At 51.2% G+C, this 15551-nt stretch carries 18 protein-coding genes and 2 rRNA genes; 7 read left to right on the top strand and 13 right to left on the bottom strand.

What is annotated here, in order from left to right; all coding sequences use genetic code 11:
• Window positions 1-6: 6 nt before the first annotated feature.
• Genes fliP through fliR form a run of 3 tightly spaced genes read left to right on the top strand, consistent with a single transcriptional unit; the run spans window position 7 to window position 1868 of the window.
• Window positions 7-774, top strand: a complete 768-nt coding sequence (fliP, locus tag K7H08_RS12075) for a flagellar type III secretion system pore protein FliP (RefSeq protein ID WP_038480156.1) — start codon at window positions 7-9, stop codon at window positions 772-774.
• A 28-nt stretch (window positions 775-802) separates the two neighbouring features.
• Window positions 803-1072 (top strand): flagellar biosynthesis protein FliQ, encoded by a 270-nt coding sequence (gene fliQ, locus K7H08_RS12070; RefSeq protein WP_038480153.1) that lies wholly within the window; start codon window positions 803-805, stop codon window positions 1070-1072.
• A gap of 4 nt (window positions 1073-1076) precedes the next feature.
• Window positions 1077-1868 (top strand): flagellar biosynthetic protein FliR, encoded by a 792-nt coding sequence (gene fliR, locus K7H08_RS12065; RefSeq protein WP_120385965.1) that lies wholly within the window; start codon window positions 1077-1079, stop codon window positions 1866-1868.
• Between the two features lie 101 nt (window positions 1869-1969).
• On the opposite strand, the gene flgL is transcribed toward fliR, so the two are convergent.
• The 11 genes from flgL to flgB all read right to left on the bottom strand — a co-directional run bounded on the left by flgL (window position 1970) and on the right by flgB (window position 12441).
• On the bottom strand, window positions 1970-3223 hold the full coding sequence (gene flgL / locus K7H08_RS12060) for a flagellar hook-associated protein FlgL (RefSeq protein ID WP_083000298.1): 1254 nt from the start codon (window positions 3221-3223) through the stop codon (window positions 1970-1972).
• Window positions 3224-3238: 15 nt separating this feature from the next.
• Entirely contained in the window at window positions 3239-4897 is a 1659-nt protein-coding gene (gene flgK / locus K7H08_RS12055) for a flagellar hook-associated protein FlgK (protein ID WP_231658096.1), read from the bottom strand.
• Between the two features lie 62 nt (window positions 4898-4959).
• Window positions 4960-6018: a flagellar assembly peptidoglycan hydrolase FlgJ gene (flgJ, locus tag K7H08_RS12050; RefSeq protein ID WP_231658095.1), complete on the bottom strand. Its 1059-nt coding sequence runs from the start codon at window positions 6016-6018 to the stop codon at window positions 4960-4962.
• Window positions 6019-7110: a flagellar basal body P-ring protein FlgI gene (locus K7H08_RS12045; RefSeq protein ID WP_174412728.1), complete on the bottom strand. Its 1092-nt coding sequence runs from the start codon at window positions 7108-7110 to the stop codon at window positions 6019-6021. It abuts the gene before it with no gap.
• A 90-nt stretch (window positions 7111-7200) separates the two neighbouring features.
• Entirely contained in the window at window positions 7201-7890 is a 690-nt protein-coding gene (locus tag K7H08_RS12040; RefSeq protein ID WP_038480139.1) for a flagellar basal body L-ring protein FlgH, read from the bottom strand.
• Between the two features lie 51 nt (window positions 7891-7941).
• Entirely contained in the window at window positions 7942-8724 is a 783-nt protein-coding gene (gene flgG / locus K7H08_RS12035; RefSeq protein ID WP_038480136.1) for a flagellar basal-body rod protein FlgG, read from the bottom strand.
• A gap of 30 nt (window positions 8725-8754) precedes the next feature.
• Window positions 8755-9513 carry a flagellar basal-body rod protein FlgF gene (gene flgF / locus K7H08_RS12030; RefSeq protein WP_095604325.1) on the bottom strand — a complete coding sequence of 253 codons (759 nt, stop codon included), beginning with the start codon at window positions 9511-9513 and terminating at the stop codon, window positions 8755-8757.
• Window positions 9514-9555: 42 nt separating this feature from the next.
• Window positions 9556-10842, bottom strand: coding sequence for a flagellar hook protein FlgE (gene flgE, locus K7H08_RS12025; protein WP_038480130.1), 1287 nt, complete (start codon window positions 10840-10842; stop codon window positions 9556-9558).
• 34 nt (window positions 10843-10876) lie between these two features.
• Window positions 10877-11572 carry a flagellar hook assembly protein FlgD gene (locus K7H08_RS12020; protein WP_038480127.1) on the bottom strand — a complete coding sequence of 232 codons (696 nt, stop codon included), beginning with the start codon at window positions 11570-11572 and terminating at the stop codon, window positions 10877-10879.
• A 2-nt stretch (window positions 11573-11574) separates the two neighbouring features.
• Window positions 11575-11985: a flagellar basal body rod protein FlgC gene (flgC, locus tag K7H08_RS12015; RefSeq protein WP_231658093.1), complete on the bottom strand. Its 411-nt coding sequence runs from the start codon at window positions 11983-11985 to the stop codon at window positions 11575-11577.
• Window positions 11986-12009: 24 nt separating this feature from the next.
• A complete protein-coding gene (gene flgB / locus K7H08_RS12010) occupies window positions 12010-12441 on the bottom strand; it encodes a flagellar basal body rod protein FlgB (RefSeq protein ID WP_038480121.1) in 432 nt (143 codons plus the stop codon).
• 194 nt (window positions 12442-12635) lie between these two features.
• On the opposite strand from flgB, the gene flgA reads away from it, so the two are divergent.
• The 4 genes from flgA to K7H08_RS11990 all read left to right on the top strand — a co-directional run bounded on the left by flgA (window position 12636) and on the right by K7H08_RS11990 (window position 14999).
• The gene (gene flgA / locus K7H08_RS12005) at window positions 12636-13352 is read left to right on the top strand and encodes a flagellar basal body P-ring formation chaperone FlgA (RefSeq protein WP_051626404.1); all 717 of its coding nucleotides are present in this window, start codon (window positions 12636-12638) and stop codon (window positions 13350-13352) included.
• 85 nt (window positions 13353-13437) lie between these two features.
• Window positions 13438-13704 (top strand): flagellar biosynthesis anti-sigma factor FlgM, encoded by a 267-nt coding sequence (gene flgM / locus K7H08_RS12000; protein ID WP_038480118.1) that lies wholly within the window; start codon window positions 13438-13440, stop codon window positions 13702-13704.
• A gap of 10 nt (window positions 13705-13714) precedes the next feature.
• Window positions 13715-14164, top strand: a complete 450-nt coding sequence (locus K7H08_RS11995; RefSeq protein ID WP_038480115.1) for a flagella synthesis protein FlgN — start codon at window positions 13715-13717, stop codon at window positions 14162-14164.
• A 79-nt stretch (window positions 14165-14243) separates the two neighbouring features.
• Window positions 14244-14999 carry an SDR family NAD(P)-dependent oxidoreductase gene (locus K7H08_RS11990; RefSeq protein ID WP_038480112.1) on the top strand — a complete coding sequence of 252 codons (756 nt, stop codon included), beginning with the start codon at window positions 14244-14246 and terminating at the stop codon, window positions 14997-14999.
• A 210-nt stretch (window positions 15000-15209) separates the two neighbouring features.
• Here the strand turns inward: K7H08_RS11990 and rrf are convergent.
• Both rrf and K7H08_RS11980 read right to left on the bottom strand, forming a co-directional pair.
• Window positions 15210-15325: ribosomal RNA gene (rrf, locus tag K7H08_RS11985) — 5S ribosomal RNA — on the bottom strand.
• 128 nt (window positions 15326-15453) lie between these two features.
• Window positions 15454-15551 (bottom strand): 23S ribosomal RNA (locus tag K7H08_RS11980); the annotation flags it as partial.

Here is a 15551-nt window from a genome sequence, read left to right as displayed (position 1 = left end):
TTCGAGATGCACTTCGCTTGGCCTTATGGGCGGCGTTGGTGGCTAATACTTGCCACGATCGTCTGCTGCTTATTTGTTCTACCTGCTCATGCACAGCAGCTTCCTGGGCTGGTTTCTCAGCCTTTGGATAATGGTGGTCAGCAGTGGTCGCTGTCGTTACAAACGCTGCTATTTTTAAGCTCTCTGGCTTTTTTGCCAGCCATGCTACTCATGATGACCAGTTTTACGCGCATCATTATTGTACTTAGCTTGCTTAGAACAGCCATGGGTACCCAGGCAACACCACCAAACCAGGTTTTATTGGGTATCGCGCTTTTCTTGACGTTTTTTATTATGTCGCCTGTTTTAAACCAAGTGTACGACACCGCTTGGATGCCGCTCACTAATGAAACGATCAATTTTGAAGAGTTCTTACTGCGCGCTCAGCAACCGTTTCGTGAATTCATGCTCGCCCAAACCCGCGAGCCTGATTTAGCCCTGTTTGTTCGTTTAGCAGATGTAGGTCCGATGCAAGGCCCCGAAGAGCTGCCTATGCGGGTCTTACTGCCTGCCTTTGTCACCAGTGAGCTCAAAACTGCATTTCAGATTGGTTTTACTATTTTTATTCCCTTTCTGATTATCGACTTAGTGGTTGCAAGCACACTGATGGCACTCGGCATGATGATGGTGCCACCGATCACGATTTCACTGCCCTTTAAGCTCATGCTGTTTGTATTGGTTGATGGCTGGCAGTTGATTATTGGCTCGCTAGCAGAAAGCTTTTACATGATTTGAGCGTCGCGTTCAGCGACCAGGAGTATCCATGACCCCAGAAATGGTGATGAGCATTGCTTACCAAGGCATGCGGGTAACGCTTTTTCTTGCAGGCCCTATGCTGCTGGCTGCCCTTTTCACCGGCCTTATCATTAGCTTGTTCCAGGCAGCGACCCAAATAAATGAAATGACACTGACCTTCATTCCCAAAATATTAGCCGTCTTTGCCGTCCTAGTACTTGCCGGGCCCTGGCTAATTGGTTTGATCACCGATTTCACGCATCGCCTCTTCTCCAATATTCCCAGCATGGTGATGTAACGCTATGGTGGAGGTGACGTTCGCCCAGCTACAGGCGTGGTTAGTGGCTTTCTTTTGGCCATTTGCACGTATTACTGCCTTTATGGCGGCCTCGCCTCTATGGGGCCATTCCAGCGTTCCGAATCAGGCCAAGGTGGCGCTGGCGGCTATCATTGCTATTGTCATTGCCCCTATATTGCCTGCCATGCCTGATGTTCCCATCGTGTCGTGGGCAAGCGTAGGTATCATGATTGAGCAGTTGCTGATAGGCGTTGCTATTGGCTTAGTCATGCATATTATTTTCGCCGTGGTTCAGGCTGCCGGGGAGTTTATCGGCTTGCAGATGGGCTTGGCGTTTGCCAGCTTTTTCGATATGTCGAGCGGCACCAATATCATGGTGCTATCGCGTATCCTTTATATGATTACGCTGTTGATGTTTCTTGCCATGAATGGCCACCTGATGGTGTTAGAAACATTGATAATGAGTTTTGAAACGCTACCCATCGGCATTGGAGCCTTAAACCCGAATGCATTTGAGCTGCTGGCGCGCTATGCGGGAACTATTTTTGCTTCCGGTATGCTGCTTGCGCTACCGCTGGTCGGTTCACTGTTGATCATTAACTTAGCGCTCGGCATTCTCAACCGCTCAGCGCCACAGCTGACGGTATTCAATATCGGCTTCCCCGCCTCATTAACCGTTGGGCTTATCCTGTTGATGGTGTTAATGACAGATATCGGCCGCTTTTTACAACAGCTCTTTAGCCAGGGCCTGGCATTTATGCAGAGCTTGATCGAGACCATGGCGCCGTTAGGCTAATGTTCAAAGCGCACCAGCAAAAAGGCCCCAACCCTAAGCTTACCGCTAGAGGTTGGGGCCTTTTTTAATGCGACCTCATGAGTTACTAAAGAGTGGCCGTTTTACATATAGTCAAACAACGACATGCCTCTAATATCGACGAATGCTTTCTGAGCCGCCTGAAGGCCTACTTGCCGCAGACTATATTCAGAAATCGCTTCGGCGTAATCCAAATCGACCAAGTCAGACAGAGTTTGCTCATAGTTAAGCTTTCGGTTGCTGCCTACCGCATCAATCACATCCAGCTCATTCAGCCGAGCACCCGCAGAAGCACGAACGGTCAGCACGTTATCGAGCGCATTATCAAGATCACGCATCGACGTATTAAGCGTATTGCGCAGCGCCGCTTTTTCCGCGGTGCTTTGGGCAGGCGTTTCTAGTACGCTAATTGCTGCTTCCATGGTGCGAAACAGATCCGCACCACGCTGCTCACTGCCCGCCTGGGCAATCAGGATTTCATCATCAGGCTCGGCGCTGCCGGTAAGTGTGACATTAATCCCACCAAAACTAAGCTGCTGACCGTCGCCGACATATTCACCACTAGCCACCAAATCAGCAGCGTCTTCCTGCCAGGCGCCGTCGCTAAAACGTTGCACTTGATAGCTGATGCCGCTATCCAGCGCTGCATCTTCACTGAACACGACACGGTAGCTGTCGCCATAGCCTGGATCGTTAACATCCGTAAGCTGAGGACCATTGAAGGTAACGCCCCCCTGGTTTCCTGCATTGGCTTCAGCGATATAGCCAGCACCGCTGGGGACGCCCTGAAAAATCGTGGCGCCATTTTCAGCAACGGGCATCAAACGCGAGGCATCGACACGCTGCAGGCGTGAACTGTTATCACCGTTATATTCCACATTGCCGTCTGCCGATTTAACAAACGGCGGGGCGTTATCTTTATAGCCGCCGAATAAGTAGCGGCCATTGCCATCAGTGGCATTCGCCTGCCCCAGCATCGTTTCGTAAATGCCTTTTAGATCACTGGCAATGGACTCACGATCCACATCGCTTAGCGTATCGCTAGAGGCTTGAATCAACAGCGTTTTAGCACTAGTAACGGCATCACTGACACTGTTAAGAATGCTCTCTGTTTGCGACAGTGAATTTCGTGCCGAAACCCGAGAGTCTGAAAACTGCTGGTTCATCGCTCTGGATTGATCAACGCCGACAGCGCGTGATGCTGCCTGCGGATCATCGGAAGGATTAACCACGCGACGGCCACTGGCAATTTGCTGACTAACTTTCAAAAAGTCACTTTGCTGACGGTTAATAGAAGCCGTGCTCTGCTCAAACATGGTGACCGTACTAATACGCATCGCCTAAGCTCCTTATTAGTTCCGTAGATTCAAGATGGTGTCCATAATGGCACCCGCGGTATCAATCACGCGCGCATTCGCTTGGTAATACTGCTGATAGCGAATCAAGTTAGCCGCTTCTTCATCAAGATTGACGCCTGACTCAGATTGCTGCACTGCTTTCAATTGATCAGTTAACCCTTGTCGAGCATCTAAATTCACCTGGGTAATATTGGTACGGTTACCCACATCGCTAACAATGACGCCATATGCGCCGCTCACCGATGCACTACCACCCACGATGGCTTTTTGCTGTAAGTCCTGTAATGCCAAAGCATTGCGGTTATCACCTGCACCCGTCGCTACCCAGTCGGCAGGGTCGTCTTCAGGATTCACTGGTGTACCAGCAGCGATACGGTCTAGCTCTTTGATGGTGACATCCATGTCACTTGCGCCCCGGCGCACCGGCTGCACTTCAAAACGGTCACCATTGTTAGGCGTGCCGCTAATCGTAAGTGCTACGCCACCAAACGTTAGCGCACCCGTTCCCGCGTCCCAGTCAACATCATCTACTGTTGCTCCGTTATCGTTACGCGCAACGGTTGGAGCACCATCTTCAAAGCGAACGGTGTAATCCGTCGCGCGCAGCTGGTCAATCGTGTCGATATCAAACTCGGCAGACTCAATGACGGCTGTGCCACTGTTCTTCTCATGGCTAAACGTTTGGGGAGCACGCACGGCAAAAAAATCGCCACCTTGCTCGCCATCCAGATCGACACCCTGCTTGTGCTGCTCGTTAAACGCCACTGAAAGAGAAACCGCCAGCTGGCCAATTTGGTTCTGAGTTTTATCCAGCGTTTCTGAACGGAATGTCATCAGACCACCCAGGGCGCCGCCTTTAATCGCTGACTCTCCCAACTGAGTTACGCCACCTCCACCATCACGATAAGCCACCACGGTACGCTGTGGGTCAGCGCCTGATTGCACAGCTTCAAGCTTAAACGCGCTGGTCCCCGTTACTAACGGCTGACCATTCGGCAAACTGAGGTTGTAGCTTTTCCCATCCTGTATATTTAGGCGTATATCCATGCGTTCATTGAGCTCAGAAATCAAATGATCGCGCTGGTTCAACAGGCTATTGGGCGCTTCGCCGCTACGTGCACGGGCAAGCGCAATTTCGCGATTCAGGCCGGCAATTTGTTCAGTCGTGTTATTTATCTGAATAACTTCATCTTTGACTTGGCTATTAATATTGCTCTGCATATCTTGCAGATAACCGTCAAAAGAGCGGAATTGGGCGCTGAGTGTATTGGCCGAGCCAACAACGCCTTGGCGAGCAGCAGGGTCCGCTGGCGCACTGGCCAAATCTTCCAAAGAGGAGAAAAACGACTGCATTAACGGCGACAAGCCCGCTTCTCGATCCGCAAGCAAGTTATCAATTTGGGTGACTTGGTTGTGGTAAGTCGCCAGTGCGCTTGATTGGGTCTTGGCGCTGTTAAGCTGGCTCGAGACATACGTATTAAACTGGCGCTCGATACTGTTGATCTTAACGCCGCCTCCCACAGACCCTTGGCCAAGCTGAGCCAGCTCACGATTATACCCAGGCGTATAAACGTTACTGATATTGTTGCTGGTAGTACTGAGGGCATTCTGCGCCGCATTAAGGCCGCTTAAGCCGATTGAAAACATGCTCATGGTCAATTCCTTAGGCCGATAAGATGTCTATCGGCAGTGCGCAGAAAAACTTGAATCACACGTTAACGGGAATCTGCGAGAAAATCGCGCCCCGTTGCGATCGGCCCCATGGTATTCATGACGGCAACTAGTTTATTGGCATAGTGTGGGTCCGTCGCATAACCGCCCCGCTGTAGTTCATGGGCGGCTTGTTGCGCATCAGCGGCCTGCACGACGCCCGCGTAGCGCGGATTGTTGCCGATCAAATTGGCATAGTCGGTGAACGCATGCTCAAACGAGTCATAGACGCGGAAAGAGTCCACGACCTGGGTACGACGGCCATCAATATACTCATGGGTGACGATATCGGTCGTCTTGCCCTGCCAGTGACTGCCCGCCTTAATACCAAACAAGTTGTGGCTATTGCCGCCGTGTTGCGTGGCAATTTCATGGCGTCCCCAGCCTGTTTCCAACGCTGCTTGTGCCAAAATAAGCTCAGCTGGCACACCGGTGGCATCACTAGCAGCCTGGGCTGGAGCCGCTAACGTCGTTAAGAAGCGCTGAACGTGATCTGGTGCCTGGCTAAAACTGGCAGGTGTCGCGGCGGAAGTGGGCGTAGCTGAGGAGGCAGCTGTCGATGCCATGCTGGCATTGCTTTCAGCGGCTGGCTGTTGGCTAATCGCGTCTAGTTCAGCTAAGAACCGCCCATTACCCGATGCTGGCGCATAACCACCGCGATTCGGCTGCAGTGGCTCATCCAACACCCTTGGGGTACCACGTGGTATGCCCGCAATCAGCGCTTGCAGTTCTTGGTCAGCACTATCTGGCTTATGATTGACCGCTCCTTGGCGCTGCAGCTGTTCCACCAGCATATCCGCCAATCCCATACCTTTAGACGAGATCACTTGCGACCACTGCTGATCCAGCATCTGCTGGTAAGTATCGGTTGTCGAACTGCTCAACAAACCTGAAGAAGGAGTAGCATCGCGCATGCTTTTCATCATCATCTGCACAAACAGGGCTTCAAACTGCTGTGCAGCGCCGTGCACACCGGCATCAGGATCTACTCGGGCGTTGTGCTGCAGGCGCTGAAAGCCGTTCATGTCCAGCGCGAATTGGCTGGTCATATCGCCAATGCTCATTTAAATAACCTCAAGCTCTGCGCGAAGCGATCCGGAGGCCTTCAACGCTTCAAGAATCGACATTAAATCTTGCGGTGTGGCTCCCAAGGCATTGAGTGCATTGACCACTTCATTCAATTGGGCACCTTCTACGATTTGTAGAAATGCTTCCTGCTGTTCAATTTCAATATCCGTATTGGGCACAACCACCGTTTCACCCTCACCAAAGGGAGCTGGCTGGCTAACCCCAAACTGGGTATCAATCATGATCGAGAGGTTGCCGTGGGCAACGGCTGCTTGGCGTAGGGTGACAGCGCTATTCATGACGACGGACCCCGTCCGCGCATTGAGTACGACCCGCGCGGGCGCCTCCATGGGTGTCACCTGCACATTTTCTACACGTGCCATAAAGTTAACCCGGGCGTTTTCATCCATCGGGCCATCAAGTGCGATCACCCGCCCATTGCGCGCATACGCTACCGACTGGCCAAATTCGTTATTAATGGCCGTTACCATGCGTTGTACCGTGCCAAAATCTGACTCATTAAGCTGTAACTCTAATCGTCCGCCGTTACCGCCAAGATTTAGCGGCACTTCCCGCTCAACCAACGCCCCATTAGGAATGCGGCCGGATGCTTGCTGATTGATCTGGACACTGCTGCCGCCTGCTTGAGCGCCTGCGCCACCCACCAGCATGTTGCCCTGAGCGATGGCATAGGTATCACCATCGGCACCTTTCAGTGGGGTCATTAATAGCGTTCCGCCACGTAAGCTGCGAGCGTTGGCAATCGAAGACACCACGATATCCAAGCGCTGACCTGGGCGTGAGAACGGCGGTAAGTCAGCGGTGACCATGACCGCAGCAACGTTGCGCAGCTGTAAGTTAGTACCTGCCGGCACCGTAACGCCTAACTGCGAGAGCATGTTCGTCAAGCTTTGGCTGGTAAACGGCGCCTGGGTGGTTTGGTCGCCGGTGCTATCCAGCCCCACGACCAAGCCGTAGCCAACCAACTGGTTATCGCGCACCCCGGCAAAGCTTGATAGTTCACGCACCCGTTCCGCTGCGGCAGGCATTGCCAGTACACAACTAACGGCAAAGAGTGCCGTGAACATAGCGACACAACGTAGCCAGTGCTTAACACCACGATAACGGTTTAACTGCATAGCCATGATAGGTCTCTGTTAGCAGGCCGAGTGACTAACTTAAAACGGCGATACATTTAAGAAAAAACGCTGTAACCAGCCCATGTGCTGAGCCTCATTGATATAGCCATCACCCACATACTCAATTCTTGCGTCTGCCACTTGGGTTGAAGGCACAGTGTTTTGCGCGGTAATCGTGCGTGGGTTAACCACACCAGAAAAACGAATGAACTCCGTTCCCTGATTAATCGCGATCTGCTTTTCGCCGCGTACCCGCAAGTTGCCGTTATTCATCACTTCCAATACCGACACGGTGATCGTGCCCGTGAAGGTATTGTTGGCCTGGGACCCGCCGCCCCCCGCAAAGTCACTCGCCCCCGATACATCGAAACCATACTCGGCCAACGTGTCCAGCACATCGGGCAGTTGCGCAAGCTCTAAGCTGGCATTACCCGAACGATCTGCATTGGATCGGGCATTTTTGCTAGCACTCACCTCTTCATCAAGCACAATAGTCAAAATATCGCCTATAGATCGCGGGCGGCGATCTTCAAATAGCGGCTGATAACCGCGGCGCGCTTGATAAATAGAGCCATTGGCGATTGGCGGCGGTCGATCCACAATCGTAATTTGCTCTTGCTCACCCACCACCGAGGCTCGCGGAATTTGCGCGCAACCAGCCGCAAATAAAATAAACAGCGCAAGGCCAACTAACAAAAAACGACGTGAAGCAGCGTGTAAATCCAACATAATGCGACCTGTTAGTAAGCCCGATTTAGTAAGCCCTATTCATCAATAACGTTAGAGCTGACTCAAGCGCGCTAACATTTCGTCGCTGGTCGATACCGCCTTACTATTAATTTCGTAGGCGCGTTGGGTTTGAATCATATTGACCATCTCCTCAACCACATTCACGTTTGAGGTTTCTACATAGCCTTGGAATAACCTGCCAGCACCGTTATTACCGGGGACATTTTGGTTGGGCGCGCCCGAGGCACCGGTTTCCAAGTACAAGTTACCGCCAACGCTCTCCAGGCCTGCTGGATTAATAAACGATGCCACATTGATCTGGCCAATATCGGCATCTTGAGCGATACCAGGTTGGCGTACGCTGACCGTACCATCTTCACCAATCGTGACCGACAACGCGTTAGCAGGAACAAAAATGGCAGGCTCTAATGGGTAACCATTGGCGGTCACCATTTGGCCGTTTTCATTGAGCTGAAAGCTGCCGTCGCGGGTGTAGCCAACGGTGCCATCAGGCAATAACACTTGGAAAAAGCCTTCTCCACTGATCGCCAGATCGCGGGAGTTACTGGTTTCTTCAAGACCGCCTTGGGTATGCAGGCGTTCAGTCGCCACCGCACGCACACCGGTACCTATTTGCATGCCAGAAGGCAGGCGATCCTGAATATTATTTTGCGCTCCGGGCTGGCGCATATTTTGATAGAGCAGATCTTCAAATACAGGACGGGAACGTTTAAACCCGTTTGTGCTCACGTTCGCTAGGTTATTGGAAATAACATCTAGTTTGGTTTGCTGAGACTCCAGTCCCGTCTTGGCCGTCCACAAGGACTTAATCATAAGCGTGTTCCCTTGGCTGAGTGGCTGCTATCAGCCCTGAATAGATAAAATGCTGTTAGCGCGCTGAGCATTCTCGTCCGCCGTGCTGAGCATTTTCATTTGCATGTCGTAACGGCGGGCAACATCAATCATAGACACCATGGCATCTACGGCACTGACGTTACTGCCCTCTAGTGCACCACTGACAATTCGGGCATCTTCATCACCGGGAAGCACGGCGGCGACGCCTTCCTCATTCACAGGCCCGCGAAACAGGCCATCTTCACCGCGCGTCAACGCCTGTTCATCGGGCGTGACTAGCTTGATGCGGCCGACATCAACCAGTGCCGCAGGCCCCTCACCCTGGGGAATAGCACTGATGGTGCCGTCCGCACCAATGGATACTTGCGCGCCTTGGGGCAAGGCAATGGGGCCACCTTCCCCCATTACCGGGCGCCCAACACTAAGCAGTACGCCATCACTATCCAACTGCAGGTCACCCCGGCGGGTGTACGCCTCAGTGCCGTCCTCGCCGAGCACCGCCATCCAGGCATCATCCTGCATCGCGATATCGAGGGTTCGACCCGTACGTTCAATAGGGCCCTGCGAAAAATCGGTGCCTGGGGTGGTCGTCACCGCCGATACCCGCGTGTCGAGTAGCCCAGCGCCCTCTACCGGGACTGAACGCGCAGCTTGCAACTGAGCGCGAAAGCCTGCGGTAGACACATTCGACAGGTTATTGCTAACCACTGCCTGCTGGTCCATTGTGTGTTTGGCGCCGCTCATGGCGGTGTATAGCATACGATCCACAACTGACTCCTTAGCGCAGCATCACGCCATTATCACGAGTGACTACAGGTTAATAATGGTCTGCAGGAGCTCGTCCTGGGTGCTGATAGACGTTGAGTTCGCTTGGTAGGCTCTCTGGGAAACAATCGTGTCAACCAGTTGCTTCGCCAGATCAACGTTAGAGTTTTCAAGCACGCCCGACTCAATAGTGCCGAAAACGCCAGTGCCCGCTGTTCCAATGATGCCAACGCCAGAGGCATTGGTTTCACGCCAGGCATTATCACCAATCGGCTGAAGACCTTCTTCGTTTGCAAAGTTGGCCAACACTACTTGGCCAGCATCACGACGCTGTTCGTTCGTAAAGATACGGATAACTCTGCCATCGCGAGTAATTTCTAAGCCCGCCAAGCTACCTGAAGAGTAACCATCTTGCGTCAACGTATTCTGGATCGATGTGTTGTTAAACTGAGTAGTACCCACTAAATTGAAAGTAAAATCTAACTCTTCAGCTCCGCCCAGATCGCCGGCGGGGAAAGTAAAGTTGACTTCCTCACCGCCATCAACACCAATAATATTGTTATTGGCATCTCTTTCAAGATTGCCATTAGCGTCAAACGTTAATTCAAAGTCATTGCTATTATCTAACTTAACACCATCCCTAGCGACTTGAACATTCCAGGTGTTATCCCCGGTTTTGGTATAATACGTAGAGACATTTCGAGCATTACCCAGAGAGTCGTAAACCGTAAAACTATTAGAGAAGTGATATTCCACTTCTACTTCATTGGCAGGATCAGTAGTACCAAACTGATCATAAAGCACTGCCGTTTGTAGATTTTCGTTAGCAACAACACTGGCGTCTAAATTATAAGTAGCCGTGGTACGCCCAGTTTCTTGGGCAGGAATATCATCTGCGGGAATACGCAATGCTTGAGGCGCGCCGCCAGCAATGACTTCTGAAAACGGATCATTGATATCAGAAAGCCCATAGCCTGTGAGACGTTGGCCTGAAGAGTTAACCAGGAAACCTTCATTATCTTGACTAAACTGGCCGTTACGTGTGTAGGCGGCTTCTCCACTTGACTGCTCAACGCGGTAGAAGCCTTCGCCCGCCACAGCAAGGTCCAACGTACGTCCAGTAGACTCTAAATCACCAGCAGTAAAATCTTGACGAACATTAGCTACTTTAACACCAAGGCCTACTTGGCTGTTTGCTCCAGCAAAAACATCAGCAAAAATAGCACCCGAACTTTTAAACCCCACAGTTTGTGAGTTGGCAATATTGTTGCCTAGAATTTTTAAGTTTTCAGACTGTGCATTTAAACCACTTAAAGCTTGAGAAAAGCTCATTACATTCTCCTAGAGAGTGATTTAGGCGTCTAAATCAAAGAATTTGTTTGATCTGATTCAACTGAACCTGTCCGTAAACAGCCCCTAAATCCAGCTGAATATTTCCGCTACCATCGTTAGGGGTCACACTATTAACAACCGCATAATTCAATGCGGTTGAGTCTAGTGTTTCACCCTCAGCATCTTGAGCCTCTAGCTGAACCGTATAACGGCCACTGGCAGCGGCTTCGCCCTGTTCGTTTTTACCGTCCCACTGGAAAGACTGCACACCAGCTTCTACCGCACCCAAGTTATAGCGCCTAATCACTTCGCCACCTTGGCCAACAATCACCGCGGTAAGCTGGTCGGCGGGTTTAGCAAGCTCGATACCAAACGGTGTCGTATAGGGTTTTCCTTCACTATCTTGCTCTAGCATGACCTTGTTGCCAGGCACCATCACGCCTTGGCCAATCAAGCCACTTGCCTGCAGTGCTTGGTTGGCATCCATTTGGCTAGTAATGCTTTGTAAAGTGGTGTTCAGCTCTTCAATCCCACTTACCGTATTAATTTGTGCAATCTGGGAGGTCATTTCCGCATTTTCCATCGGATTCAGCGGATCTTGATTCTGTAGCTGAGTAATCAGCAGCGTTAGAAAACTGCTACGCAACTCATCTGATGCGCTCTGCTTTAACTGGGAAGCACTGCCGCCGCCATTAATTGCCGAAAGTGTTGCCGGGTCGATTGTACTCATAATTAACCCTCACCCAGCGATAGCGTCTGCACCATCATCTGCTTCGTTGTGTTGAACACTTCTACGTTGGCTTGATAGGAACGCGACGCCGAGATCATGTTGACCATTTCATGCACGGGTTCAACATTGGGCTTGGCGACATAGCCTTCTTCATCCGCAGCAGGATGGCTGGGCATATATTGCAGACGTAGCGGAGCGTCGTCTTCAACTACCTCAGTGACACGTACACCACCGACGCCATATCGATTATTGTGCGCTTGGGTTTCAAACATTACTTGTTTGGCCCGATAGGTCTCTCCATCAGGGCCTGCAATGCTGTCGGCATTGGCCATATTGCTAGCGGTAACATTCATACGCTGCGCCTGGGCGCTCATGGCAGAACTAGCAATATCAAAGGCTGAAAACATCGACATAGATTACTTTCTCCTACCGCTCGGTTATTCCGGCTGCATCGCGTTTTTCAGGCCCTGAATTCGGCGATTCATGATGGTTAGTGCGGCTTGGTAACGAACAGCATTGTCTGCAAACTGTGTCCGCTCACGATCCATATCTACCGTGTTGCCATCCAAGCTGGGCTGATCGGGGATGCGATAAAGCAGCTCTGCACTGCCTACACCCCGCCATGCAGGGCCTTCACCTTGCAGATGACGTTCTGAAGTTCGTGCGAGCGGCAGCGCGCCATTTTGCTGCTGCTGTGGCTGACTGCCTGCAACAGCCTTCTTTAACTCACTGGCAAAGTCGAGATCGCGCGCTTTATAGTTAGGCGTATCGGCATTGGCAATATTGGCTGCCAGCACGTCGTGACGCGCTTGACGCAAGCCCAGTGCCTGCTGGTGATAGTTAAAGGCAGATTCAAGCTGATCAATCATGCCAATCCTCGTTCGCTGAGAGGCAAATTAAAACGGATATTATTGATGATGAATAATAGGCTTCGCATCGTCAGCCTAAAGCATGGAACAGCTGCCGTTTACACCAGCATTTCATATGATGCACAGGGTACTTTTGCACTACACTGCACGGTTGATGATTACCATCTGCTTCCCTTCGATTGAGCGACTCTCCCATGCCACACCCGCTGCGCCCAACGCGACCCTATCTGGCAACTCTTAAGCAAATACTCTGCCTATCACTGCTCAGCCTTGGCTTTTCATTTCACGCGCATGCGAATAACCAACTGCTGATGGATACCGTTCAGCAGTTCCTTTATCAAGAATCTCAATCGCTTGGGCAGGAGGTGATGATTGATATCTCACCTCCTTCTGCACATTTACCTGAGTGCATTGCACCCGAACCCTTTTTCCCGAATGCTAATCAATCCCCTATTGGGCGAATTTCAGTCGGCGTGCGCTGTGGCGAAAATCGTCGTCAAGTTCGGTATATCCAAGCGCAAATTGATATCATTGGTAGTTACGCCGTGGCTGGGCAGGATATTGATAGGGGCACGCTCATCACGAGTGATATGCTGACATCACGAGAAGGCAATCTTGGGGATCTAGCCGCCCAAGCACTTACCGACCAAGACGATATTATCGGTATGATCGCGCAGCGTCCTATTCGAAGCGGCAGTACTTTCCAGTCCCACTATCTTCAAGCGCCTCAAGTGGTGAAACGAGGGCAGCGCGTCACTGTCATAGCAGAGGGCACTGGTTTCCGAGTGTCACGCGAAGGAGAGGCCTTGTCTGATGGTGCACAAGGCGAGCGTATTCGTGTGCGCTTTGATACGCGGGAGCTAGTTACCGCACGCGTCATTGGCCAAGGAACATTGATGATAGATTTTTAATCTAATGCCTAAAGTCCTTACTACCCAGGCCGATAATAGGTAATACAGCGCATGCCGCACCAACGTTGACGATGAGGCAAACAACGTGAAAATCGATAACATTAATCCGTTGCTACGTTCTAATCAGGCGCAGCAGCGTGATGAAGCACAGAAAATAGGCGGCAATAAGCCAGCCGAAGCAGACAGCGCGACACGCTCAGCAACGCAACTTAGCCAAACGCATACGGATAGCTCACACGATATCGATACGGCAAAAGTTGAGGAAATTCGCGAAGCTATTCGTGAAGGGAAGCTAGAGATTCGCGCGGATCGCATTGCTGATGGCTTAATTGCTAATTTAAAAGATTTATAAGCGAACTATTATGGGTCTTTCACGACTGCTCTCAGATCAATTGCAACGCCTTGATGAATTAGTACTGCTGCTCTCAGATGAACAAGCACAGCTCACTAAAGGCAGCATTGACGGTGACGCCCTCTCTGCCTTAGCCCTGAAAAAACAGGCGCTGTTAGTTGAGCTAGAACGCATCGAAACACTGCGCCGAAGCGTGCAAACAAAGCTTGGCTATGCAGAAGGTGCTCTTGGCGCCAAACAAGCAGCTAACGATGCAGACTGTTTGCTTACCTGGGAAAACTTGCTCGAAAAAAGCGAGCGCGTATCACGCATGAACGAATTAACTGGGCAAATGCTATCGCTTAGAATGAAGCATAACCAGGAAATGCTGGATTACATTCGCCAAATTGCTGAAAAAACGCTCTACAAGCCAAATGGGCGCAATAATGCCCAACCAGGTCGCTTTAACGCATCTGCCTAGTATTTCCGCACATTCATAGACAAAACCTGTACAAGAAGCTTCAATGTGAACATTGATATTCACAATTGGAGCCGAAAGAATGCTTTCCCACCTTCCAGAAAACTTTACCGCTGTTGTCATCGGTGCCAATGGCGGCATAGGTAACGCTATTATTAAGAGGCTGCTTGCCGATACCCATGTGGGTAATGTCGTTGCCGTAAGCCGTTCACCTCTTGCTTCTCAAGACCCATCTTTTCAGGACGCATCCGTTGAGGTGGCGAACGTCGATATCACCACACAATCAGGGCGTGAAGCTCTCTGCCAGCAGTTAAACGGACGTCCTGTACACCTGCTATTTAATGCTATTGGCACGCTGCACGATGTCGCGCGTAATATTCAGCCTGAGAAACGCTTAGAGCAGTTAGATGAAGCATCATTCGCCCATGTTATGCATGTTAATGCCGCCACGCCCGCCCTACTGATTGCCGCACTTAAATCATCTCTGCAAGGCAAACATCCGGCTATTATCGCCAGCTTGTCGGCGCGCGTTGGATCCATTGGCGATAACGGTCACGGCGGCTGGTACAGCTATCGGGCCAGCAAAGCAGCGCACAACATGCTGATGAAAACACTTTCCATCGAACTAACGCGACTTAACAAACAGTCTATTGTGCTGTGCCTGCACCCAGGCACCACTGATACAGCGCTTTCAAAACCCTTCCAAGCTAGCGTACCCAGCGAAAAGCTATTTACGCCTGACTTCGTCGCTGAACAGCTATTGGAAGTAATGTCTAAACGCACCCCCGAAGATACTGGCAGCTTCTGGGATTGGGCCGGCAAGCCTATCGAATGGTAAATGTTAGGCAAAAAATCCCCCAAGGCATCAGCCCTGGGGGATTTTTTCGAATAGTCTATAACCAATAGCGCAAACAAAAAACCCAGCCGATGGGCTGGGTTTCTTGTTAAATAAGTGCCTGACGATGATCCGGGCGGCGTTCCGCTACTCTCCAGGGGAGACCCCTAAAAAGCAAAACCCCGACCAAATGGCCGGGGTTTCTCAATAAGTGCCTGACGATGACCTACTCTCGCATGGGGAGACCCCACACTACCATCGGCGCTAAGCGGTTTCACTTCTGAGTTCGGCATGGGATCAGGTGGTTCACGCGTGCTATGGTCGTCAGGCGTAACTTTTAATGCATATCATGCTGAACATGTCACTGATGTTTTGTGTCGTCTCTCGTCTCCTGTCGCTGACAGGAAGCGCGTATCCGGTTTTCATTATCACTACGACCAGACCCCTTGGGTGTTATAGGGTCAAGCCTCACGGGCCATTAGTACACGTTAGCTCAACGCCTTGCAGCGCTTCCACACCGTGCCTATCAACCAGCTGGTCTCGCTGGGCCCTTCA

Source organism: Halomonas sp. IOP_6 (assembly GCF_021151565.1).
Lineage (GTDB): Bacteria > Pseudomonadota > Gammaproteobacteria > Pseudomonadales > Halomonadaceae > Vreelandella > Vreelandella alkaliphila.
The sequence above is the reverse complement of the archived record's forward strand: the minus strand, read 5'-3'. Positions and strand labels throughout refer to the sequence as shown.